We start from the raw sequence: 23600 nt of genomic DNA, 5'->3' as shown, positions 1-23600 counted from the left end.
CAATGGTATTAGAGGAGTGCCGTAATGACTATTCGTGCCGTCGTCTGGGGCGAGAACATTCATGAGCAGACAAACAAGGTCGTCGCCGAGATCTATCCGGAAGGCATGCATACGACGATCGCCAAGGGGCTTAATGCCGATGCCGGGATTGAAGCAACCACTGCAACGTTGCAGGAGCCGGAACACGGCCTGAGCGAAGCCCGGCTGAAGGATACCGATGTGTTGCTCTGGTGGGGCCACAAGGATCATGGCGCCGTGAGTGACGAAATCGTCGAGCGTGTCGCCAAGCGCGTCTGGGAAGGCATGGGCCTTATCGTGCTGCACTCCGGCCATTTCTCGAAGATCTTCAAGCGGCTGATGGGCACGCCCTGCGCGCTGAAATGGCGTGAAGCGGGTGAGCGCGAGCGCCTGTGGGTCATCAATCCGCGCCATCCGATCGCTGCCGGTCTCGGCGAACATTTTGAGCTGGAAAACGAAGAAATGTACGGCGAGCAGTTCTCCGTTCCCGAGCCGCTGGAAACGGTGTTCATCTCCTGGTTCCAGGGCGGCGAAGTTTTCCGCTCCGGCATGACCTGGCGTCGCGGTGCCGGTAATATCTTCTATTTCCGTCCTGGCCACGAGACCTATCCGACCTACCACAACGACACCGTGCAGAAGGTTTTGATCAACTCCGTCAAATGGGCTCACAATCCGCTCGGCACGCAAGCGAGCATTCATGATGCGCCGAACGTGCCGGTCGAGAAGGCGTTGGAGCCGATCGTCGAACGTGGTCCTAAACTCCACCAGGCCGGCGAAGCCGGTTATCGCTGAGGTATAAAATGCGTCTCATAATTGTTGGCACGGGCGGCATGGCGAAGAACCAGGCCGAACACTTCGCCCGTATTCCCGGCGTCGAGATCGTCGGCGCAGTCGATACGGATGCGACGAGGCTCGCCGCTTTCGCCGATGTGTTCGACATCAAGAACCGCTTCTCGTCGCTGGCTGAGGCGCTTGCCTGGGGCGAGTTCGATGCGGCGACCAACGTCACGCCGGACAAGGCCCACCACCCGACGACCTTGCCGCTGCTGGCCGCCGGCAAGCATGTTCTTTGCGAGAAACCGCTGGCGGAGAATTACGACAAGGCGCTGGAGATGACGGAGGCGGCCGAACGGGCCGGCGTCATCAACATGGTCAATCTGACCTACCGCAACGTCGCGCAGCTGCAGAAGGCGCGCGAGATGGTGATCTCGGGTGAGATCGGCACGGTGAAGCATGTCGAGGCTTCCTATCTGCAGAGCTGGCTCGTTTCCAGGGCCTGGGGCGATTGGCGTAGCGAGTCCAAGTGGCTGTGGCGGCTATCGACCGGCCACGGCTCGAACGGCGTCCTCGGCGATATCGGCATCCACATCCTCGATTTCGCTGCCTATGGCGCAGCGACCGATATCGATCATGTTTTCGCCCGGCTGAAGACCTTCAACAAGGCGCCGGACGAACGCATCGGCGAATACACGCTCGACGCCAATGACAGCTTCTCGATGTCCGTCGATTTCGCCAATGGCGCGCTCGGTGTCGTGCATGCGAGCCGCTGGGCGACGGGGCATCTGAACGAGCTGAAGCTGCGCATCTATGGCGAACGCGGCGGCCTGGAGGTCAACCATAGCCCCAACGGTTCGGAACTGCGTGGTTGCCTGGGCGACGATACGGAAACGGCGACATGGAAGGTCATCGAGGTGCCGCCGGTGCTGACCAATTATCAGCGTTTCGCCGACGCCGTGATGACCGGCAGCCCGCAGGATCCGAGCTTCCGCCATGCCGCCAATTTGCAGCGCGTGCTCGATCTGGCCATGGTCACGGAAACGGAGCGGCGCGAACTCAAGGTTTGATGCTGTCTCGGCTTCATCTCCGACGTTTAAGCGGCCGCCTTCGGGCGGCCGTTTCCTTTGGAAGTGTCGCAATTGCTTGACGCGATGGGGAGGCAGGTGCAGCATCCTTCCATCACGCTCTGAATGCGAGGTCATGGGAGGAGGGGTCATGTCCACCGAGGAAAAGGTTGCGAGTCATTATACGCACGGCTCACTGGAGGAGACGATCCTTGCGGCGCTCGCCGCCAATGGCAAGGATATCGATCATCTCGGTATCGACGATCTTGCCGGTATTGACGAGTTCCATCTCGGGCGGCGCGAGGCCACGCGGGAGTTTGCCCGGGATCTTGATCTAAGCGACGGCCTGCGGCTCATTGACATCGGATCGGGGCTTGGCGGGCCGGCGCGCTATATCGCCAGCACCTACGGCTGCATCGTTACCGGCGTCGATCTCACCGATGAATTCGTCAAGGTCGCCAATGTCCTGACCGAGCGTTGCGGCATGGCCGAGCAGGTGTCGTTTCAGCAGGCGAGCGCGCTGGCGCTTCCCTTTGCCGATCAAAGCTTCGAGCGCGCCACGCTCATCCATGTCGGCATGAACATCGAAAACAAGGCGCGGCTGTTTGCCGAGGCGCGGCGGGTGCTGAAGCCCGGCGGCAGGTTCGGTCTCTACGAGGTCATGCAGATGCGCGACGGTGCGCTGCCCTATCCGATGCCCTGGGCGATGACGCCGGAGACGAGCTTTGTTTGTACGCCCGAAACCTATCGACAGCTACTCAGCGAGGCCGGCTTCACGGTGGAGTCCGAGCAAGATCGGAGTGCGCTGGCAATCCGGCTGGCGCAGGAGATGCGTGCCAGCGCCGCCGGTGGCGGCCAGACGCTGAGCCTCGGCGCACTGATGGGCCCGAAGGCGGCGGAGCGCGTGGGCAATGTCGGCATGTCGGTCGGCAGCGGCCTGATCGCGCCGATCGAAATGATAGCCAAAGCAGTTTGAAGGGCGGCCGCATCCGCGGCGCCCGGATTGACAGGGACGCTTCCTTATCTGTATGGAAAATCCAACGGTAATGGATTTCTGCCGGGCCATGGTGGCCGAACCGCTGCTCTGAAGTCTCAGGGAAGCTGATGACTCCTACTCAACGTGCCCGGTGGGGCGAAGGAGTAGAGTCGTGTCCGCAATCCTGCTGTTATCCCAACTTTGTTTCATGATCCTTGTCCCCGTCAGGCCCGTTGCCGGTCTTCCGGGAGGGGCGAACTGATGTCGGCATCCGAGTTCTTTCATCATCGTTTCCAGCAGTTGCGCAGCATATTCAAATGGATCTTCCTGGTAGTACCGATGGCGGCCGTGGTCGGCTCGCTCTGCGCACTGTTTCTCTGGAGCCTCGACCGGGCGACGCAAGCGCGGTTCGACTATCCCTGGCTGATCTTCCTGATGCCGGTTGCAGGTTTCCTGATGGTGCTGGCCTATCAGCGGTTCGGCCGAGGGGCAGAGGGCGGTAATAATCTGATCGTCGATCAGATTCACGAGCCCGGCGGTGGCGTTCCGTTGCGCATGGCGCCGTTCATCCTGATCTCGACCGTTCTGACGCATCTGGTTGGCGGCTCGGCGGGGCGCGAGGGAACGGCGGTGCAGCTCGGCGGCAGTATCGCCAGTGCCTTTGCCAAGCTTTTCAGGCTGAGCCACGCCGAAGTCCGCATCCTGCTGATGGCCGGCATCGCCGCCGGTTTCGGCGCAGTGTTCGGCACGCCGATCGCAGGCGCAGTCTTCGCACTGGAAGTGCTGACCATCGGGCGCATGCAATATGAAGCGCTGATCCCCAGCCTTGTGGCGGCGATTGCCGCCGACTGGACCTGTCATGCCTGGGGGATCGAGCACCCCCAGTACCATATCGCCTATCTCGCCGGCACACCCGCAAGCACCTTCCATCTCGATGCGCTGCTGCTTCTCAAGGTCGGCATCGCCGGCGTGCTCTTCGGGCTGATGGCTCGCTGCTTCAGTGAGATGTCCCACAGGATGTCGGCGGTCTTCAAGAGGGTCTGCTCCTATGCGCCGTTGCGTCCGGTGATTGCTGGCATCGTGCTGATCGGTCTCGTCTATGCGCTCGGCACGCGCGAATATCTCGGCCTCGGCGTCTGGTCGCCCAATCCCGGCGATGCGACGATCGTGGGATTTTTCGATCCGGCGCGCGTCGATTATTGGAGCTGGTTCTGGAAGGCGGTCTTTACCGTCGTGACCCTTAGCGCCGGCTTCAAGGGCGGTGAGGTGACGCCGCTGTTCTTCATCGGTGCCGCACTCGGCAATGCTATCGCCGCCGTTCTCGGCGCGCCGGTCGATCTCTTTGCGGCACTCGGCTTCGTCGCGGTTTTCGCGGGCGCGACCAATACGCCGCTTGCCTGCATGATCATGGGCATCGAGCTCTTCGGCGCGACGCATACGGTCTATCTCGCTGTCGCCTGCTTCCTTGCCTATATCTGCAGCGGCCATACCAGCATCTATTTGTCGCAGCGTATCGGTACCGTGAAGAGCGCCGCCGCCGGCGACATTTCGCCCGGTGTATCGATCCGCTCGCTGCTGAACACCAAGACCAAGCGAGAGGAGCGGTGAGCTGGCAAAATTATGAAATCATTGCGGAAAAAAATCTTGGACTTGGCCGTATTTCCGCCGGCTCCGGGGCTGATATCCGGGGAAACAGGCGATGAAAAACGCGCACGACAAAACCCCGCTCTTACGAACGGATACTCTTGCGAAATTCGACTAATGAACTCATATAATCTTTCATTATGATCATTGCATAACAGAGGAGTCGAGCGCCGATCAGGGATGGCCAGGCAAAAGCAGACATTGTCGGACCCGTTGCCGCTCCAAGATTTCCCTGGGACAAGATTTCCTCCTCCCAAACAACCCCTACGCAGACAGACATGACGGAGAGCACTTTGAGCGCACCAGCTCCCACAACCGCCGAGCCGAATGCTCCGGAACAAACCTTTGGTACAACCGGCATCGCGCCGATGGATCGCCCAAGCACAGTCACACGCTTCTTTATGGGCGTGGTCGCCTGGGCCGAAAACCTTAATCTGAAATACGCCAAGCTCGGTAATCCGCCGGTCTATGACAATGCCACTTTCCCCTGGGCCGCCGAGATCGAGAAGGATTATCCCGCGATCCGTGCCGAGCTGGAAAAGGTGCTGGAACGCCAGAGTGAGCTGCCGACCTTCCAGGACATTTCCACCGATGTGAAGACCATCTCGACCGATAACCGCTGGAAGACCTTCTTTCTTCTCGGTTTTGGCGTGAAATCGGAGCAGAACATCAAGGCCTGCCCGAACACCTGGGCCGCGGTGCAGAAGATCCCGGGACTGACCACGGCGATGTTCTCGATCTTCGAGCCGGGCAAGCACCTTCCCGCCCATCGCGGCCCCTATAACGGCGTGCTGCGCCTGCATGTCGGCCTGATCGTACCGGAGCCGAAGGACCAGCTCGCCATTCGCGTCGACAAGCAGATCTGCCACTGGGAAGAAGGCAAGGCGCTGATCTTCGACGATGCCTATGAGCACGAGGCCTGGAACCACACCGACAAGACCCGCGTCGTCCTCTTCGTCGATTTCGTCAAGCCGCTGAAATTCCCGGCCCGCATCGTCAACTGGGCTTTAATGAACCTCGCGATCTTCACGCCGTTCATCAAGGAGGGCCTCGACAATCACAAGGAATGGGAAAAGAAGTTCTATGCCGAAGCCGAGGCGCTGAGAAACCGCCCGAAGGCATAATCTTCATTGGCTTGTGAACGCACCAAAACCCTGGAATCCGCGGCGGATTCCGGGGTTTTGTTTTTGGTCAGTAAGGCTGCGCGTTGAAACGCAGTAGTCGGTCGCGGGAAGCCCACAACGTCAAGCGGCTGATTTGCGTCACTATATTTCACCATCATAATGGCTTTTGAATCGATATCTATGGAGAGTTGAATTATTCATTGGGTTGTGCAATTATATTTAATAAAATTATGGATTGATACTTAAGTTGCAGTGATTATTATGAATTTCGGGAGGGATTCTATTCGATATGACTAGTTTTTTTCTCGGATTGGCGAATGATGCTAGAGTCGAATCTACAGTCTCCTTTGACCCTTTGGTCCCGACAATTTTCCACGAAACATGGTGGCTCCGCGTCGCAACAAAGGGTAGAGCCGAAGTTGTGGAGGTTACCGACGGCGGACGCACTGTCGGCCGTCTGCCCTTCATTATAGAATCGCGCCTCGGCCTACAGAGTAGTAATATGCCGACGCTGACGCACTTTCTCGGCCCAGGCATCATTGACGGTTCGGGCAGCGAACCGAATCGCTTCGTAAAGCGGCTGTCGATTACACGCGAGCTCGTCAGAAAACTGCCAAACCTCTCCTCTTTTCGTCAGAAGATGCATCGTGGCGTCGGCGAAACCCTGGCTTTTCAGGCTGAGGACTTCGACGTATCGACGCAGTTCACCTTTGAAATTCCCCCTGCCGAACATGATGTGATTTGGAAAAGTATGAGGGATAAGACGCGCAACGTCATACGGCGAGCCAAGGAGCGTTATCGCATCTCCAATATGATGGATCCCGAAGCCTTCTTTCGTTTCTTCGTTGCCAATCTTGACGCGAAAGGCGAGAACGCCAATATCGACTTCGCCACCTGCCAAGACATAGTCAGCGAATGCCTGGACCGCGGGCGGGGCCATTTCTGGGTTGCCGTGGACGACAGCGGTGCCGCCAAGGCTGCGATATTCTGCGCCTGGGATACAAAATCCTATTACTACATGCTTTCGACGCGAAGCGCCGATAGTGGCAACGGCGCCATTGCGCTCTTGATCTGGCAGGCAATCAAAAGCGCGGCTTCAATGGGCCTCATCTTTGATTTCGACGGCGTCGCCCATACCGGCTCGATTCTGCTGTATTCTGGATTTGGCGGTGTCGTTTCGCCGCGCTACATCGTGATGAAATCTAGTGTGCTCTACAGGACCTTACGTGAAATTCACCGCTTTGATTCGAAGGTCTCAAATCGTTTCGTTTGACGAGAGTGTTGCTGGGGTGCGTCATCCGCCCTTGCGTTTGTCGAACTGAGAGCAAGTTGATCGTGGCTGAAAATACGGCGCGCCCAGAATAAAGTGAAACCGGACGCATCGGTTATCTTAACATTCGACCGGATCATCAAGGGAAATCAGGCGCAGAGCGTCTGCATCATGGTGAAGCGCCGCCCACTGGAGGCGGCGGCTTCTTGCTGCCAATGGTTGCTACTTTATCGTGCGTACGATAGCCGCACCCGAGGTCATGCCGCCGCCGAAGGCGACGAGGCCGAGGTTGAGCGGCTCGGAGCGTTCGTTGGCGACATGCATCATGGCGAGCGGAATGCTCGACGAGCTGGTATTGCCGTAGTTCTCGATGACGCTCAGTGCCGGGCGGCCGCTGCGCTTGGCGATGGTGTCGATAATGCGCTGGTTGGCCTGGTGCGGCACCAGAAGATCGAGATTGGCAAGCTCCAATCCGGCATCGACGCAGGCATCTTCGATCGAGCGCGACATGGAATGAACGGCTTCGGTGAAGACCGAGCGCCCGTTCATGGAAATGACCCCCTTGTCCGGCAGCGGGACATAGAGGAGATCGCCCGGCTCCGGACGGCCGTTGATGACCGGACGGCTGGCTGCGAACAGCGGATTGCGCGCCATGTCGCGGCTGGTCACCAGGCAGGCGGTGGCGGCATCGCCGAACAGGATGGCGGTGGAGAAATCGCTCATGTCGAGCAGTGGCGACAGCACTTCCGAGGTAACGATCAGCACCTTGGCGTCGTTCTGCTGGGCGATGAAATCGTAAGCCTGCTGTAGGGCATAGAGATAGCCGGAGCAGGCGGCGCCCATGTCGTAGGCGGCGAGCGACGGCCGCACGCCGTCTTCGGCAACGGCGACCGAAACGCGGCTTGCGAGCGACGGTGTGGCGATATCGGGCGTGCCGGTGGCGGCAATGACGAGGTCCATGTCATGGATCGTCGTATTGGTCTGGTGCAGAAGGTCGCGAACGGCCTTGGTTGCCAGGCTCAGCGTGCTTTCGCCGGGGCCGACCCAATAGCGGCTCTTGATGCCGGTCAGCGCGAAGATTTCCTCTGCGCGCCGGTTCGGCCAGTTATGGATGATCTCTTCATTCGTGACCCGGCGGGCACCGGTCGCAAAGCCCATGCCGCTGACGGCGATTTCCGTGAAATTACCGGAATGGCGGCGGAGCGCCGGGATGGCGTGCGACTTCAGGCGGCGCAGCACGAACTTGTTCTGGACCTCGGAAGCAAGCGCGAAATTGCGTTCGCTGAGGTCGCGGTCGGCATCGACGGTCAGAAGCGGGCTGTCGGTTGCGATCTGGTCGCCGATCTTGACGAAGACTTCCTGCACCACGCCGCCGATATTGGCGCAGATCTCGACCGAAGCCTTGGTCGCCTCGACCACGGCGACGAGCTGGCCAACCTCGATCGTATCGCCAGGCTTCACCAGGAGATCGGTCACCAGCACGTTCTCGTCGGCGGGGCCGGAGCCGATCGCCTTGATCGCGGCCGTCGGGCCGGACTTGTCCTCTTCATGCCAGGTGACCTCGCATTCTAGGACTTCGGCCATCAGGTCGACCAGCTTGCTGTAGGATGGCAGCGTTTCCAGCTGGTTGCCGAAGTTGAAGGGGACATGCGAGTCCGAGCGAGCGAGCCGGCGGACGACGACGGGCACGTCGGCCTTCTCTGAGACGGTGGCCACGATTTCAGCGCCCATGCCGACCGTGCGGTTATCTTCATGCACGACGATCAGGCGCTTTGTGCGCTTGGCGCTGGCAAGCACTTCCTTCTCATCCCATGGCGAGATCGAGCGCAGGTCGATGACCTCTACCGAAAATCCCTGGGTCTCGAAGGCACTTGCCGCCTTGGCGCAGAGCGACACCGTGTTGCCGTAAGTGACCAGCGTCAGGTCGCGGCCGCGGGCGACATAGCGCGACAGGCCGGGACGGACAAAATGCTGGTCGACATCGGTGGAGGTGCGGCCGTCGGAATTGTTGAGCACAGCCTTGGGATAAAGAAAGACGGTCGGACGTCTGGATTCGAAAGCGGCATTGAGCAGGCCGGCAGCGTCACCAGCGGTGGAGGGCATGACGACGTCGATGCCGGGCGTGTGCGCCAGCATGCTCTCGAAGCTTTGCGCGTGGAACGGCCCCAGGCCAGGCTTGTAGCCGCCGCAGCTCACCATCAGGATGACGGGCGATTCCCAGGCGCCATTGCTGCGCCAGAACATGCTGCCCATTTCCGAGACGATCTGGTTATAGGCGAGCGGAAGGAAATCGGCGAATTGCAGGAAGGCAACCGGGCGTTGGCCGGCTAGCGCCCGGCCGACGGCGGTGCCGACGATGGTCGATTCGCTCAGCGCCGCATTGTAGACGCGCTCGGGATATTTCGTGCTGAGGCCGCGTGTGACGCCGAAGACGTCGCCCTTGGGGTCCTCGATGTCCTGACCGAAGAGGACGACATCCGGATTGTCGGCCAGCTGCTTGTCGAGCACGCCGTTCAACGCCTCGCGCATCGTCAGCGTCGCGGCACTGGCGTCGCCACGATATTCGGCTGTCTTGTCGAAGGAGGCAGGGTAGGGTGCTTTTGCTTCCGGCTCGACCTTAGGCGCATCTTCCTTGCGGGCAAGGGCCGCTTCTGCCTGTACCTCGGCGGTCAGGTCTTTTTCGATCTTGTCCAGCGCGGCGTCGTCGACGCCCGCCTCCAGCAGGGCGGCGCGCAAATTGATGAGAGGATCGCGGTAGGCCGCGTTCTCGATCTCATCCTGCGTTCGATAGGTCTTCTGGTCGTCGGCGTTGGTGTGGTCGGTCAGCCGCTCCATGTTGATGACGACGAGACTCGGCGTGCGGTTGTTGCGGCTATGGCGGACGGCCTTGCGGAAGGCTTCGCTGGAGGCGGCCAGATCGTCGCCTTCGGCGCGGATGATGTCCAGGCCGTAGAAAGAGGATGCGGGGCCGGTCGGCAGATCGAAGAAGGTCTGCTTTCTGGTGCGTGTCGAGATGGAGAAACTATTGTCCTCGACGACGAAGACGACAGGATATTGGCCGCGCACGGCTTCGGCCACGGCTTCCAGAAATTCGCCTTGCTGCGTGGTGCCGTCGCCAACGCAACAGATGGCGATCGGCATGCCTGCCTTATGCTTCAGCGCTGCGCTGGCACCGACGGCATGCAGTGCATTGTTGCCGACCGGACCGACGATGGACGTGATGTTGAGAGCACGAGAGGAAAGATGCGCGCTCATCTGGCGGCCGGCGGAATGGGAGTTTGCCGTGGCAAGAAGGCTGGAGAAAAACTCACGAATGGGCATGCCGCGCGCCAGCATCAGGGCTTTGTCGCGATAGTGCAGATGCAGCCAATCGTCGTCATGAAGGAATTCATTCAACAGCGCCGTCGACTCGTGTCCGGCACCGGAAACATGAAAGTGTGCTATGCCTTGCTTAATGAATTCTCGTTCAAGTCTATCTATTTCACGAGATGTGAAAAATATTCTATGGAGTTGCTTGAGATGATCTGTGGTAAATCTCCCTTCCATTTCAATAGTTTTCCTAATCTTTCATGGTCAATAATTTGCGAGGGATAGGTAACCCCCCAGGGTGCCTTTTTCAATACACGTTAAATGACAATATCTTCTCGATTTGAAATAGGTTTACGTGTGTCGGCGGCGCGCCGAATTGGGTCGAGCCGGTTTCCCTGGACACAGTCTATGCGCTTTCGCGCGGCAGCGGGACGAGGCCATTTCATCCCTGCCTGTCCCTGCGCCGCATATCCATTCGAAAATTTGACCGGTGTCGTGTGTCTTTCAGCCCGACTTGCGGATCGGCTCCTCGGCCTGCTTGCGCCGGGAGGCGGCCTTGGCGGCGGCCAGTTCTTCCTTGTCCCGGACCTCCTTCGGCTTTTTGCCGATGATCTGCTTGGCGCCCTTCTTTGAAAAGGGCTGCACGAGCTGGGCAACGAAACTGTCGGCGACCTTGCCGGTGATGCCGATGTCGGTGGAGGAGGGGCGGGGCGGATTATAATAGGTGCCGAGGATCTGGTCCCAGATCACAAGGTTTTCCCCATAATTGGTATTGCCCTCGGCAAGCAGCTTGGAATGATGCCAGCGGTGCAGGCGCGGCGTCGAGAGAAACCAGTCGAGCGGGCCGGTGCGGACATCGATGTTGCAATGGGTCAGAAGGCCGATGAAGGCCGTGACCGCGCCGATCCACAGGAAGACCGGCAGCGGCGCGCCGAGCAGGTAGAGCGGGATCTGGCCGAGCGCGATCTTGAACAGCGAATCGATAATATGGAAGCGCCCGGTATTAATGACCCATAGGCGTTCGACGCTGTGATGCAGGGCATGGAAGCGCCAGAGCGACAGGTACTCATGCGCAAGGCGATGGGCGAGATAGAGGCCGAATTCGGCGATGACGAGCCCGAGCACGACCTGGAAGGCCATCGGCCATTGCTCCGGCCAGATATTCGCCTTGTGGCTGAGGAACGGCTGCGCCACGGTCGCCACCGCCATCGGGAATGACGTGCCGATGGCCGCCGCGATCTGCACGCCGCCCTTGCTCAGGAGCGTATGGGCGAGATTGTTGAGCGTCTCGCCATCGCCGTCCAGCCAGGTCTCTTCATAGGGCATCAGCCGCTCGAAGAGTGCGATGATCGCCACGATCGAGAGATACGTGACATTGAACCACAGCAGATGCATATCCGACTGAAATGCAAAATAGGAGCCTGTCAGGCCGGCGCAAAAGATCACCGGCCACAACAGGGATGAAACAGCAGCGTAGAGACGCGAACTGCTCTGAAATGTCATGCCACTATCCTCGGACTATCATCATGTGGGTTGGCGCGAATATGAGCGATATGTACCGTGATGATTGTGGCCACGAAAGAGAAATCTTGAGTGGAACGGAAGCGTTTTTGTTTCAATATGTTGCTGGTGTGGGTCAAGTTGGTCGTCTTCAGTTACTCCGCTTCAAGACATGGGCCTTTACCGACGAAAGTCTTGGTGGAGCCCCCAGACAGCAGTGAGAGGTGTCGTCGTTGGACATTCCTTCCAAATTCAGGATTCACGAGACAGAGCATTGGCTCGTGAACCATCGCATGGACACGGCCTTACCGGGCTATCTGATGGTCGGCTCCAAGGCTGCAACAAATGCGTTGTACGATCTGCCAACCGAAGCGCTTGCGTCACTTGGGCCTCTTCTTGCCAAGACACAGCGGGCGATCGAAACCCTGCTTCGTCCCGCGCGCGTCTATATTGGCCGCTATGGTCATTCGCCAGGGCATCCGATTCATTTCCATATCATACCGGTCTATGAGTGGCTTGAGGCTCTGTTCTGGAAGGATGAGCGCTATCGGGTTCTTGGCTCCTTCGGCCAGCCTGCGGGGGACGTGGGGACGGATGGTGCCGAATTGACGTTCTTTATCTGGCGGGAGTTTTGCGAGGCGCCAAACCCGCCGCCCGTCACGGGGCCGATGGTTTCAGATGTCGTCGCAATGATGCGAGCCGCGTTTGTGACGGCTCAACCGGGAGTGTCATTGCGGCTAAATCTATCAAAGGATGGGCAGGAACGATGCGAATAGAGAAAGCCAGTTTCGAACATCTGGATGCATGGTTGCGTCTGCGCGGAGAACTCTGGCCGGGTAGCTCGATGGAGCATCATCGCGCTGAGCTGACACAAATTCTCACAAAAGAAAATGCCATCGCCTTCATTGCTTGCGATCAGACGGGTCACGCAGTGGGGTTTGCCGAGGCGACGCTGCGGCACGACTATGTCAATGGTTGCAAGACCTCTCCTGTGCTTTTCCTCGAGGGCATTTTTGTGCGCCGGGAGCACAGGCGGCAGGGCGCAGCGCAATCGCTTTGCCGCACCGTTGCCGATTGGGGACGCGCCGCCGGATGCCAGGAGTTTGCTTCGGATGCGCTGCTCGACAATATCGAAAGCCATGCCTTTCACCACGCGTTGGGTTTTGAGGAAACCCAACGCGTGGTGTATTTCCGAAAGCCGCTTTAGCCGAACGTCAGCTTGCTTTTCTGCTGTCCGGCTTCGTCGAAATTATCCGGGCTCAGCCATCGTTCGTAGCCGGCCTTCAGGCGCGGCCAATCGGCGTCGATCATCGCGAACCAGGCGGTGTCGCGGTTTTGGCCTTTGGCGACCATATGCTGGCGGAAAATGCCCTCGAAGGAAAAGCCGAAGCGCTCGGCGGCGCGTTTGGAGGGCTCGTTGAGATTGTTGCATTTCCATTCGAAACGACGATAGCCGAGCGTGTCGAAGACGTAGGAGGCAAAGAGATAGAGCGTCTCGGTGGTGACGCGGCTGCGGGCGATTGCTGGACCCCAGAGAATGCTGCCGATCTCGATGACGCCATGCGCCGGGTCGATCCGCATCAATGCCTGCCGGCCCTCGGCCCGGCCGGCCCGCTTGTCGATGGTGGCGAAGAACAGCGGGTCGGTGCTGGCTGCGGCTTTCTCGAGCCAGGGCGTGAAGGCAGCGAGATCGGCGGGGGCGTTTTCGAACAGGTAGCGGAAACGATCGTCGGCTCCAGGCGCCTGTGCCGAGGCGAAGAGGTCGGCGCCGTGGCGCGCGGTGTCAAGCGGCTCCAGCCGGACATAGCGGCCTTCCAGAGTGATCCGTTCCGGGCGTGGTACGCCGTTCCAATTTGTAAGGTCCATGTCGAAGTCCTTCGGTATCAAATGCGAGGGCAATCTATCGAAGCCGGCCTGATTGTATCAGCGCCGCCAGCGGTTCGGGTAGCTCTATTCCGTGGAGTACTCCCGGCGCGGCTTCCGCCGGAGCGAGATGGCTGTGGACCGGCAAGACGCCCGCCCAGACCGGAACATTGGCCTCGTCGGCATCTCCCGGCGGGCCGTTGCGCACCTTGGCGGTCGCCTCCTCGATTTCCATCCGCAGCACGGAGGTCGCTTTCACCTCCTGGCTGGTCATCGGCCGCAGGCTGTCCCAACGGCCGGGAAACAGGTTCTCGACGAAGCGACGCAGGGCATCGGCTTTCTCGTCGGCGTCCTCCAGCAGGCGTGCTTTGCCGAAGACCATGGCGGAGCGGTAATTGACAGAATGGTAGAAGGCGGAGCGGGCGAGCACGTAGCCGTCCATGATGCTGCAGGTGAGGCAGACAGGCATGTCCTCCGCAGCCCGCAGAAAGCGGCTGGCGGCGGAGCCGTGCCAGTAGACATGATTGCCTTCGCGCCAATGCAGCGTCGGCGTCACATAGGGCGCACCATTGATGACATAGCCGACGTGACAGAGCGGGGCGGCATCTAGAATAGCATGGACGTCCGCCTGCGCATGGCTGCCGCGATGATGTTCGCGACGCACGCGCGTGCGTTCGGTGGTCGGATAGTCGTCGGCGGACGGCGGGGAGAGATCGGCCATGGTTTTCCTCGTTGGTGTCGCTTTGATCCTTGCCGCCAAAGAGGTATGTTATAAATAGCCAGTTCTTATATTTTAAACAGACCAGTTGAGGGCGTCATGACATCTGCCGCGCAATGGCCGGCGCTCGATCGAACCTCGGGCGATCTGGAGGGGCAGGTCTATCGCCTGATGCGAGACCGCATCCTTCGAGGGCAGATGTTGCAGGGACAAAAGCTGCCGTCGACAAGGACGCTGGCAATCTCGCTCGATGTGGCGCGTTCCACCGTGGTCAATGCCTATGAACGGCTGAAAGCGGAAGGTTATCTGCAGTCGACGACGGGGGCGGCGACCCGCGTTGCCGCATTCGCAACACCGCCTCTGCAAGGGCAGGCGGAGCCATCTCCGCTCAGCCCGCCGCCAACGCTCGAGGTCGCCACCGACGGCTTGTTCAAGTCCGGCGTGCCGGATACCGCCGCCTTTCCGCATGCCGCCTGGGCACGGTATCTCGGTGCTCGCGGCCGTTCGCTCCGGGTGCATGACCTCGGCTACGGCGCCCATAGCGGCATTCGCGAGTTGCGCGAAGCGATCCTCGAGCACATCTCCGTCACGCGCGGCGTAATCGCGCGCGCGGAGCAGCTTATTATCGTTCCCTCCACCGGAGCGGCCATCGATCTCCTGGCGCGCGTGCTGCTGCGATCCGATCGCCCGGATGGCACCCTCGCATGGATGGAAGAGCCGGGATATGCGACCGCACAGGCCTTGCTGCGGATGGCGGGCGCGAGCCTCGTGCCTGTGCCCTGCGATATCGAGGGCATCGATGTCACCAAAGCCGCCGGTCCGCCGCCGCGGCTGATCTATGTTACGCCCTCGCATCAATATCCGACCGGCGCGACGATGAGCCTTTCGCGTCGTCTGGCCCTGCTCGAATTTGCCCGCGCCAACGGTTCGGTCGTGCTGGAAGATGATTACGACAGCGAATTCCAATATGCCTCGCGTCCGATTGCCGCCCTGCAGGGCATCGACCGTGGCGAAGTGGTTGCCTATCTCGGCACCTTCTCGAAGACGCTTGCTCCCGGCCTGCGCGTTGCCTACGCGGTCGTGCCGTCCTGGCTGGTGCCGGAGGTGACAGCCGCACAGCTGTTGAGAGGCGCCGTCGTCCCCATCCATATCCAGGCGGCGCTCGCCGATTTCATCCGCGATGGCCGTTTTCGCGCGCATCTAAGGCATATGAACACGATTTATGCCGTCCGCATGGCAGCCACCGTTTCCGCACTACGCCGTCATTGCGGCGATTGGCTCGAGGTGGGCGAGGGCGCCGGCGGGCTGCAGCTGGCCACATGGTTCAAGGATGTGGGCACCGACGATGTGTCGGCGGTGCGAAGGATTAACGCGGAGGGGTTTGCGCTCCGCGCCATGTCATCCCTGCACCTCGGTCCGCCACGGCCGGGCCTGTTGTTCGGCATTGCACGCATGCCGCCAGAAGCGGCGGATGCGGCGGCGGCAAGGATCGCCAGGCTGTTTTGCCGTTCGTCGGTCATCGTCTGACGAACAATGCCCTGTATTCCCGCGGCGTCATGCCCTTAAGGGTTTTGAACTGCCGGTTGAAGTTGGCGATGGAGTGATAGCCGACGGCATCACTGATGTGGTGGATCGCCTGAGTGGTGGAGGAGAGGCGGGCGCAGGCGTCGCCGATCCGCATGCGCGTCAGGTAGTCCGAAATGGCGGTGCCGGTGTGGCGGCGGAACATGCGATGCAGGCCGGAAACGCTGAGTGCGGCTATATCGGCCAGTTCCTCCAGGCCGATGGCGCGCGCATAGTGGAGATGCATATGCGTCAGTACGCGGTCGATACGCTCGCGGCTCTCCTTGAGTTCCGATGATTGGCCCGGCGCGCTCGCAAGCGGTGTTGCCTGCCGGTCATCTGCAACTCTGGCAAGGATGTTCAAGAGCGATAACAGGCGCTCCACCGGCGGCTTGTCGAAGACGGCGTCGTATTCAAGCCGCACTGCTTGTGCGGTCTCCTTCGAGAAATGCAGGCCGCCATCGGCTCGCTCCAGCATCGTCTCGATCGGTCGAAACTCGACGGCGCCGCCGGTCATGCGCAACAGCCAATCACGATGGAACCAGAGGACAAGCGCGACATGCGGTTGGTGCTGGTCGATCTTGGCGCGTGAGACCCATGTATGCGGCAGGTTTGGCCCGACCAGCACAAGATCGCCGTCGTCGTAGTTGCCGCTATGATCGCCGATGAAACGCTGACCGATTGAGTTCAGCGTGAGGGTGAGTTCGAATTCCGGATGATGGTGCCATTGGAAGGGAATGGCGTCGTCGAGCCGTCGATTGAGCATACTCCACGACGCATCAGGCGAGCGCTGCAACACTTCAAGATAGGGTCTCATCGGGCGCCACTATGTTCATATAAGCCAGAATAGTATCAGAAATTGCCTGGGCAGGGCAACATGAGCGGCATGCATCCCGCTACAAATCGGTCGTCGCCTGAAACGACAGGCATCGATCCGATGGGAGGAATAAATGCAAGAGGCCCTGAAACGAGACGCTCATCCGACCGCTTCTTCGGTCACGACGCAACTGAAGGACATCAAGAAGACGCTGCCATTGCGCGTTCTTTCGCAGGAGGACTGGCAGCACTGGATCACCAAGGGCTATGTGATCGTGCGGCAGGCGGTACCCGCTGCCAATGTCGAGCGGCTTGTGGAGGTGCTCTGGGCATTTGACGAGAAGGACCCGAACGATCCGTCGACCTGGTATGCGCCGCAGCGCCGCGAGCACAAGATGAAGGAGCTCAACAACACAGGCATGCTGGAGATCTACAATCACCAGGCGCTCTGGGACAACCGCATGGAACGGCGCATCTATGACGTTTTTGTCGATATCTGGGACCGCGAGGATCTGTGGGTGACCATCGATCGCGCCAATCTCAATGCGCCGAAGAAGGTCAAGGGCAATCCGAACGGCTTCATTCACTGGGATGTGGACACATCGCGCCGTCCGCTGCCGATCGGCGTGCAGGGCGTTCTGAGCCTGAAGAAACAGGATGGAGACGTCGGCGGGTTTCAATGCGTGCCGGAACTATTCGAGCGTTTCGACGAGTGGGAGAAGACGCAGCCCGCGGATCGCGACCCGATGCATCCCGATATGACGGGGCTTTCCGTCGTCAATATCGAGATGGAGCCGGGTGACCTGATGATCTTCAATTCGCTGCTGGCACACGGTGTCCGCTCAAACCATGCGGAAAACCGCGTGCGCATGGCGCAATATGTGTCGATGCATCCGGCCGAGTTCGACAATGTTGCCGAGCGGGAGGAGCGTATCCGCTTGTGGCGCGAGCGCGACCACCCGCAACGCGACGCGTTTCCGGGTGATCCTCGCGAATGGGAAAAGCATAATGCCGAGACAGCGGTTCTGACGCCGCTGGGTGAAAAGCTGCTGGGGCTGACCGCCTGGTAAGGCGGTTGCGGCTCGGCGTAAAGCTTTGATCGAGTGGTCTTGCTGCCGCTCGATCGTTGTCTAACGATCCGTCAGGTCTGGTTCCAGCGGCGGATGACGGGTTCGCTTAAGTCGTGGTCGTAGCCGAGAGTGCTGATGCTGGTGGTGTCGAGCACGAGACGTGCGCCGTTTTCCGGCGGCAGGCCAATCCAGCGGGGGGCGAAGACCCTCAGGAAATGCGCGCTGGAGAAGATCAGGACGTTGCCGTTGACCTCTCGGAGTTGGCCGATGATCCGGTCGGCCCGTGCGCCGACATCGGCTGCCGTCTCGCCATTTGGGCAGCCGTCGCGGAAAATCTCCCAGCCGGGACGTTGTGCTTGAATGTCCTTGGTGGTGATGCCTTCATAGGCGCCGTAATCCCACTCCGCCAGATCATCCTTGATGACAACGACGTCACCGAAGCCGGCCAGTGCGCAGGTGTTCCTGGCGCGCTGCGACGGGCTCGACCAGACGGCGGTGAAGTCGATGGCAGGCAGGCGGCCTGCGACCTTGCGGGCAGCCTCTTCTCCGGCAGGGGTCAAGGGAATGTCGGTTCGCCCGGTATGCCGACCGGACAGGCTCCATTCCGTCTGCCCATGTCGAACCAGATAGATTTCCGGATATGCACTGCTCATCTGAACGCCTCTCGATCGCGCTGAACCTTTCAGCTTCTTCGCATCTGCCAGATGCTCTGTCGAGGGAGAGGTCGACCATCGTCTCGCTCAGGGATGGGGATCGGTTCGCAGGGAGTTCCTTGATTTCCCCTGCATACCAATGGTTTGCAGGGGAATGATGATCCTATCGTTTTACCGCACGCAGAACACTGTGCACCAGAATGGCGAGGCATCCCACCAGAAGCAGGACGCCGCCGATAAGTGGCGGCAGCGCCAGAAACTCGACGGCTCCGGCGACGGCGGCGACCAGGATCAGGCAGAGGGTCGCCAAGCTGCCATCATCGATGAACATGCCGATCAGCTCGGACAGGGCGGTACGGATGACACTCATTGGGCTGCCTTTGCGGTGGGTTTGCCGGTCGAGCCGCGCAGGCTGCGAACGATGATGAAGGATACCAGCGAAACGATTGCGAAGATGGCGATCAGCGCAAGATCCGCGCCGGGCCAGTCCGCGCCGATGCCTTCGCCGGTCCAGAAGATGCCGAAGCTGGTCAGCATCAGCCCGACGACGAATTTGAGCGTGTTTTCCGGCACGGTGGCGAGCGGGCGATGCACCACGAGGCCGATGAGCATGACCAGAATGAAGGCGGCGAGTGCGCCAAAACCGGCATAGAGCGTCATGCCATGAGCACCGCCGACGGCGATGACGATGAAGACCACTTCGACACCTTCGAGCAACACCGCCTTGAAGGAGGCAAGGCCGGCGAGATAATCCGCGCGCCGGTCGTCGGATTGTTGCCGCAGGGCTGCCGTTTCCTTGGTGAAGGCGGCTGCCTCGTCATGGAGCGCGATGACGCCGAGCGAGCGCAGGATGGCCTTGCGCAGCCAACGCATGCCGAAGAGAATCAGGAGAACGCCGATGACGAATTGCATCGTATGGATCGGGATCAGCGCCAGCAGCGGTCCGAAGATGAGGACGAGGGCGGCCAACAAGGCGAGTGCGAGCGCCGCACCGATCAGAGCCGGGCGCCAACTGCGCGTGACCCCGACGGCAAGGACGATGGTGAAGGCTTCGACCACCTCGACAAAGGAGCCGAGGAAGGAGGCCGTCAGGGTGGAGAGGATAGGAGTGAGGCTATTCATGCAATGAATCCTGAGAGGCGGATAGGGATTTGATTCCGCATGCTATTTCTTTCTCTTCGTGCCGCGTTTGCTCCAGGCCTTGTCGATGGAGCCGCGCAGGGTGCTCAGATGATCAAGGCTGTCGAAGGCGGCTTGTCGGCGATGCGCGGCGAGCCCAACGATCATCGCTTCGATCAGCACCATGGTGCCGGCATGCATGGCGAGATGGTCGGCCTTGCCGCGTGGGACGGGAAGGATTTCCGTCACCTTGTCGGAGATCAATGGGCCGAGATCGTCGCTGATGAGGATTACCGGGACGTCATGCCGGCCGGCCTGTTCGAGCACGACCTCGATTTCGCGATAGAGCGGCGCGTAGGCCATCATCAAAACGGCGTCGCCCCTGCCGAGCCAGAGAAGGCGGTCGGCGAGAACAATGCCCGATGCGGAGAGCGGGCAGGTGGGCAGGCCGATGCGGTTGAATTGCAGGCTGGCATAATCCGCCAACGCGCCGGAAGGGCCGATGCCGAAGACATGGCGCCGGTTTGCCGCCACCAGAATATCGATGGCGCGCGTAAAGCTTGCCGCAGTCTCCGGACGCTTCAGAACGTCCAGCGCGTTTTCGTGCGTGCCGATGACGTGGTGTAGGATACCGGCGGCGTTGCCGTCGGTTGCTGCGAGCGTCTGCTCCAGCCGATTACCGGGCGAGGGAGTTCCCGTCAATTCCGAAAGCAATGCCGCACGAAGCGCTGAGAGGCTCTCGAACCCAAGCGCGCGGGCGGTTCGCACCACCGTCGCGTCACTGGCGCCGGCAAGCTCGGCAATCTGGGCGGCGGAGTTCAGCAGAACGGCCTGCTTCTGGTCGATGAAGAAGCGGGCCATGCGCTTTTCAGCCGGTGCAAGGCCTTCGATCGCGGCGAGAATCCGGGCGTCGAAATTACGCTGCGGCTGCGATCGTGCATCCGTTGTCATTCTGGTGCTTCCATCTATCGTCGTGTAGCAAATGCTACCGATGTAGATGAATGTAGTATTCATTACTAAGTGTAGCAACAGGATTCCGGCGGCCGCGTCGAGCTGTCGCGGCCGCAATCATCCTCTTCGGCCCGTCAGGCACCGCAGTTGAGGTTGGAGAGTGTTACGCCAATTCCGCCCGCACCGCGGGGATGACTTCCCGACCGTAAAGCTCGATGCAGCGCATCAGCTTCTGGTGGCTGAGCGTGCCGGCGCTGTATTTCAATTGGAAGCGGTTGATGCCGAGTGTCTTGATCACCGGCGTCAGCTTGGCGGCGACCGTTTCGGGCGAGCCGACATAGAGCGAGCCGTGTTCGATCTCGTTTTCGAATTCCTCACGTGTCACCGGCGGCCAGCCGCGCTCGCGGCCGATGCGATCACGCATCACCTTGTAGCAGGGCCACAGTTCTTCACGCGCCTGGTCGTCGGTGTCGGCAATATAGCCGGGGGAGTGGATGCCGATCGGCTGGGCCGTCCCGCCCAATTGCGCGAACGCCTTGTGATAGAGATCGATATAGGGCTGAAAGCGATAGGGGCTGCCGCCGATGATCGCCAGCATCAGCGGCAGATTATACTGTGCAGCGCGCACGACTGAAGCCGGGCTGCCGCCGACGCCGATCCACGTCTTCAGGTGACCCTTCTCGATCGTCGGGAAAACCTTTTGCTTGTCGAGAGGCGGACGGATGCTGCCTTTCCAGGTCACCGGTTCGTTGGTGAGCAATGCGGCGAAAAGATCGAGTTTTTCTTCGAACAGCTTTTCATATTGTGACAGCTCGAAGCCGAACAGTGGGAACGACTCGGTGAAGGATCCACGGCCGAGGATCACTTCGGCGCGTCCGTTGGATGCCGCGTCCAGGCTCGAAAAGCGCTGAAAGACACGGATAGGATCGTCGGAGCTCAGAACCGTGACCGCCGATCCGAGGTGGATATGCGACGTGCGGCCAGCGATGGCGGCGAGAACGGTCTCGGGCGAGGAGACCGCGAAATCCTCGCGGTGATGTTCGCCGATCCCAAAGAAATCGATCCCGAGCTGGTCCGCGAGCACGCCTTCCTCGATGACATTGCGGATGACCTGCGCATGAGAGTCCGGCTTTCCGCTCTCGTCATGGGTTACGTCGCCGAATGTATCGAGCCCGAACTCGACTGTGTTTGCCGTCATGATTGTGTCCATTGCCTATCGTCATGATGTTCGGGTGGCATTTACTCGCGTTCCCCATCGCGAAACACCCTCAAAGTTTCGAGGGTTCCGTTCGAGGAATTCGATATGACGATAGCGATAGTGAGGACGAGCAACGTCGCAGACGTGTCCTGCGGGGTGACGGAAGGAATCGCGATATCGGATTGGCGATACCGCGATTGAAGTCACAAGCCCGCAGGCATCAATTCAATTGAGCCAGCTTGTTTGCCGGATGGCGGCAGGCGGCGAAGACGTCGAGGCTAGGGTCGTAGACCTTCGTTGCTATGTCCATCATGCCAAGAACGCTATGGAAGATGTTGTCGTGCGAGTGGGTGCCTTCGGTCGCCTGCTTGGCAACGCAGCTCATGTCATAGCCGCCGATCTTTGCCAGATCGTCGGCCATCCAGACCAGGAAAGGCACATGGATCTGCTCCGGCGGCGCGATAATATACGGCGTGCCATGCAGATAGATGCCGTTCTCGCCAAGCGACTCGCCGTGATCCGAGAAATACATCACCGCGCCGGATACCGTGGCCGAGCGCTGCTTCAGCTTGTCGATCACCGCCGAGACGATGTGATCGGTGTAGAGGATCGTATTGTCGTAGGCATTGTTGATCTCTTCCTGCGAGCACTTGCCGAAGTCATTAGCCCGGCAGTCCGGCGTGAAGCGGCGAAACTCTTCGGGGTAGCGCTGGTAGTAGGCCGGGCCGTGGCTGCCGAGCTGGTGCAGCACGAGGACGCTATCTCCCTTGATGTGGTCCAGCCAGTTGTCGATCTTGTCGACCAGGATCGCATCGTGACATTCGCCGTCCTTGCAGAAGCGGGGATCGGCTGAGGGTGGCAGATAGGTATAGGGAACGCGATCTGTCACATTGTAGCTGCCGGTGTCGTTGTCCAGCCAGGTCACGTCGACCTTGGCATGCGTCAGCACATCGAGCAGGTTCTCCGTTTCCAGACCCTTGCGATGGCTATATTGCGCCCGCGTGTAGACGGAAAACAGGCAGGGGATCGATGTCGCCGTTGCCGTTCCGCAGCTCGTGGTGTTGGGGAAATAGACGATATTCTGTTTAGCCAGCTCGGGATTGGTCATCTTGCCATAGCCGCCGAGCGAGAAATTCTGGGCGCGCGCCGTTTCGCCGGCGACGATGATCGTCACGCGCGGCTTGCCGTTGTCGACAGCACCAACCCTGCGGGCGTCCGTGCCCAGAGGCTGTGCAACGACGTTTGCATTCTTGGTGGAATCGACGATGTAGCGCACGACACTGGTAATCGGCACCACCGGATTGAGCGTATCCATCATGTCGCGATGCGCCCGGCCCACGCCGGCATAAGTTTTGTAGAAGCTGATGCCCGCAACCATGAAGATCGCGACGCAGGAGAGAATGACGGCGGTATTATAGGCTAGCTTCTTGAGAATCGGGCGATGGACGATGCGCACGGACGCGATCACCAGGGACGGAAGGATGCCTGTCAGCAGCACATGCGTCACAAAACGTGCGGTGATCAGATGGCCGGCCTCGGCGCCCGTCGATACCGCCGCGTTGCGGATCATCTCCTTGTCGATGATCACACCGAACTGGTCGTTGAACCACGAGGACACCGACGCCACGAGAACGAAGAAAATGAGGGTCGGCTTGGTAATGTATTTGGCGGAGAAAAACGTGAAAAGCGCCATGATGACGGCCGAGATGCCGACGACGAAGCCAGCGAAGGCGGCGGGCTCGGCAAGGAAATAGCCGTAAGCCTTGGTCCAGAACATCCGGTTTGTCACAAGAAGTATATAAAGGGTGGTTATAAGACAAAGAGTGACGCTGCCGATGGCCGGTCGGACGCTTCGTCCGCCAGACGGAGTGTTTTTATTGTTCAACGGTTTTCTCCGGGCGTTCCCTCACGCTGAGTGGGAAAGCCTTAAAACGTAGCGTGCATGACGCAGCTTAGACTGTCTGAGC

21 protein-coding genes and 1 riboswitch are annotated in these 23600 nt (G+C 60.0%); of the genes, 10 read left to right on the top strand and 11 right to left on the bottom strand.

Going from position 1 to position 23600, the window contains the following annotated elements; translation table 11 throughout:
* Window positions 1-24 precede the first annotated feature (24 nt).
* From AB6803_RS09115 to AB6803_RS09090, 6 genes are all read left to right on the top strand, one after another.
* Window positions 25-810: a ThuA domain-containing protein gene (locus tag AB6803_RS09115; protein ID WP_371108580.1), complete on the top strand. Its 786-nt coding sequence runs from the start codon at window positions 25-27 to the stop codon at window positions 808-810.
* 8 nt (window positions 811-818) lie between these two features.
* Window positions 819-1862, top strand: coding sequence for a Gfo/Idh/MocA family protein (locus tag AB6803_RS09110; RefSeq protein ID WP_371108579.1), 1044 nt, complete (start codon window positions 819-821; stop codon window positions 1860-1862).
* 148 nt (window positions 1863-2010) lie between these two features.
* The gene (locus AB6803_RS09105; protein WP_371108578.1) at window positions 2011-2835 is read left to right on the top strand and encodes a class I SAM-dependent methyltransferase; all 825 of its coding nucleotides are present in this window, start codon (window positions 2011-2013) and stop codon (window positions 2833-2835) included.
* Window positions 2836-2892: 57 nt separating this feature from the next.
* Window positions 2893-2980, top strand: a riboswitch (Fluoride riboswitch).
* Window positions 2981-3096: 116 nt separating this feature from the next.
* On the top strand, window positions 3097-4443 hold the full coding sequence (locus AB6803_RS09100) for a voltage-gated chloride channel family protein (protein WP_371108577.1): 1347 nt from the start codon (window positions 3097-3099) through the stop codon (window positions 4441-4443).
* A gap of 314 nt (window positions 4444-4757) precedes the next feature.
* The gene (locus AB6803_RS09095; protein ID WP_371108576.1) at window positions 4758-5603 is read left to right on the top strand and encodes an aspartyl/asparaginyl beta-hydroxylase domain-containing protein; all 846 of its coding nucleotides are present in this window, start codon (window positions 4758-4760) and stop codon (window positions 5601-5603) included.
* A gap of 502 nt (window positions 5604-6105) precedes the next feature.
* Window positions 6106-6876, top strand: a complete 771-nt coding sequence (locus AB6803_RS09090; RefSeq protein WP_371108575.1) for a GNAT family N-acetyltransferase — start codon at window positions 6106-6108, stop codon at window positions 6874-6876.
* A 219-nt stretch (window positions 6877-7095) separates the two neighbouring features.
* On the opposite strand, the gene AB6803_RS09085 is transcribed toward AB6803_RS09090, so the two are convergent.
* Both AB6803_RS09085 and AB6803_RS09080 read right to left on the bottom strand, forming a co-directional pair.
* A complete protein-coding gene (locus AB6803_RS09085) occupies window positions 7096-10419 on the bottom strand; it encodes a thiamine pyrophosphate-dependent enzyme (RefSeq protein WP_371108574.1) in 3324 nt (1107 codons plus the stop codon).
* Window positions 10420-10686: 267 nt separating this feature from the next.
* Window positions 10687-11685, bottom strand: a complete 999-nt coding sequence (locus AB6803_RS09080; protein WP_371108573.1) for a sterol desaturase family protein — start codon at window positions 11683-11685, stop codon at window positions 10687-10689.
* A 230-nt stretch (window positions 11686-11915) separates the two neighbouring features.
* Here AB6803_RS09080 and AB6803_RS09075 point away from each other — a divergent pair, with 230 nt between their 5' ends.
* Together AB6803_RS09075 and aac(6') are read left to right on the top strand one after the other, a co-directional pair.
* Window positions 11916-12458, top strand: a complete 543-nt coding sequence (locus AB6803_RS09075; RefSeq protein ID WP_371108572.1) for an HIT family protein — start codon at window positions 11916-11918, stop codon at window positions 12456-12458.
* Window positions 12449-12889 (top strand): aminoglycoside 6'-N-acetyltransferase, encoded by a 441-nt coding sequence (aac(6'), locus tag AB6803_RS09070; protein ID WP_371108571.1) that lies wholly within the window; start codon window positions 12449-12451, stop codon window positions 12887-12889. The genes AB6803_RS09075 and aac(6') overlap by 10 nt, the downstream gene beginning before the upstream one ends.
* Here aac(6') and AB6803_RS09065 read toward each other — a convergent pair.
* Together AB6803_RS09065 and AB6803_RS09060 are read right to left on the bottom strand one after the other, a co-directional pair.
* A complete protein-coding gene (locus tag AB6803_RS09065; RefSeq protein WP_371108570.1) occupies window positions 12886-13548 on the bottom strand; it encodes a GNAT family N-acetyltransferase in 663 nt (220 codons plus the stop codon). The genes aac(6') and AB6803_RS09065 overlap by 4 nt on opposite strands.
* 34 nt (window positions 13549-13582) lie before the next feature.
* Window positions 13583-14266 (bottom strand): pyridoxamine 5'-phosphate oxidase family protein, encoded by a 684-nt coding sequence (locus tag AB6803_RS09060; RefSeq protein WP_371108569.1) that lies wholly within the window; start codon window positions 14264-14266, stop codon window positions 13583-13585.
* Window positions 14267-14362: 96 nt separating this feature from the next.
* On the opposite strand from AB6803_RS09060, the gene AB6803_RS09055 reads away from it, so the two are divergent.
* Window positions 14363-15790: a PLP-dependent aminotransferase family protein gene (locus AB6803_RS09055; RefSeq protein ID WP_371108568.1), complete on the top strand. Its 1428-nt coding sequence runs from the start codon at window positions 14363-14365 to the stop codon at window positions 15788-15790.
* Here AB6803_RS09055 and AB6803_RS09050 read toward each other — a convergent pair.
* Window positions 15780-16643 carry a helix-turn-helix domain-containing protein gene (locus AB6803_RS09050; RefSeq protein ID WP_371108567.1) on the bottom strand — a complete coding sequence of 288 codons (864 nt, stop codon included), beginning with the start codon at window positions 16641-16643 and terminating at the stop codon, window positions 15780-15782. The genes AB6803_RS09055 and AB6803_RS09050 overlap by 11 nt on opposite strands.
* A gap of 133 nt (window positions 16644-16776) precedes the next feature.
* Here AB6803_RS09050 and AB6803_RS09045 point away from each other — a divergent pair, with 133 nt between their 5' ends.
* Window positions 16777-17712: a phytanoyl-CoA dioxygenase family protein gene (locus AB6803_RS09045; protein WP_371108566.1), complete on the top strand. Its 936-nt coding sequence runs from the start codon at window positions 16777-16779 to the stop codon at window positions 17710-17712.
* Window positions 17713-17783: 71 nt separating this feature from the next.
* Here AB6803_RS09045 and AB6803_RS09040 read toward each other — a convergent pair whose 3' ends face one another.
* The 6 genes from AB6803_RS09040 to AB6803_RS09015 all read right to left on the bottom strand — a co-directional run bounded on the left by AB6803_RS09040 (window position 17784) and on the right by AB6803_RS09015 (window position 23410).
* Window positions 17784-18365, bottom strand: a complete 582-nt coding sequence (locus AB6803_RS09040) for a histidine phosphatase family protein (RefSeq protein WP_371108565.1) — start codon at window positions 18363-18365, stop codon at window positions 17784-17786.
* Window positions 18366-18528: 163 nt separating this feature from the next.
* On the bottom strand, window positions 18529-18735 hold the full coding sequence (locus tag AB6803_RS09035) for a hypothetical protein (RefSeq protein WP_371108564.1): 207 nt from the start codon (window positions 18733-18735) through the stop codon (window positions 18529-18531).
* On the bottom strand, window positions 18732-19487 hold the full coding sequence (locus AB6803_RS09030) for a COG4280 domain-containing protein (protein WP_371108563.1): 756 nt from the start codon (window positions 19485-19487) through the stop codon (window positions 18732-18734). Before AB6803_RS09030 ends, AB6803_RS09035 begins: the two co-directional genes overlap by 4 nt.
* Before the next feature lie 42 nt (window positions 19488-19529).
* Window positions 19530-20435, bottom strand: a complete 906-nt coding sequence (locus AB6803_RS09025; RefSeq protein ID WP_371108562.1) for a MurR/RpiR family transcriptional regulator — start codon at window positions 20433-20435, stop codon at window positions 19530-19532.
* Between the two features lie 163 nt (window positions 20436-20598).
* The gene (locus AB6803_RS09020) at window positions 20599-21633 is read right to left on the bottom strand and encodes an LLM class flavin-dependent oxidoreductase (RefSeq protein ID WP_371108561.1); all 1035 of its coding nucleotides are present in this window, start codon (window positions 21631-21633) and stop codon (window positions 20599-20601) included.
* Window positions 21634-21853: 220 nt separating this feature from the next.
* A complete protein-coding gene (locus tag AB6803_RS09015; RefSeq protein ID WP_371108560.1) occupies window positions 21854-23410 on the bottom strand; it encodes a phosphoethanolamine transferase in 1557 nt (518 codons plus the stop codon).
* Window positions 23411-23600 lie beyond the last annotated feature (190 nt).

Origin of the sequence: Rhizobium sp. RCC_161_2 (assembly GCF_041355235.1) — a bacterium.
Classification (GTDB): domain Bacteria; phylum Pseudomonadota; class Alphaproteobacteria; order Rhizobiales; family Rhizobiaceae; genus Rhizobium.
The sequence above is the reverse complement of the archived record's forward strand: the minus strand, read 5'-3'. Positions and strand labels throughout refer to the sequence as shown.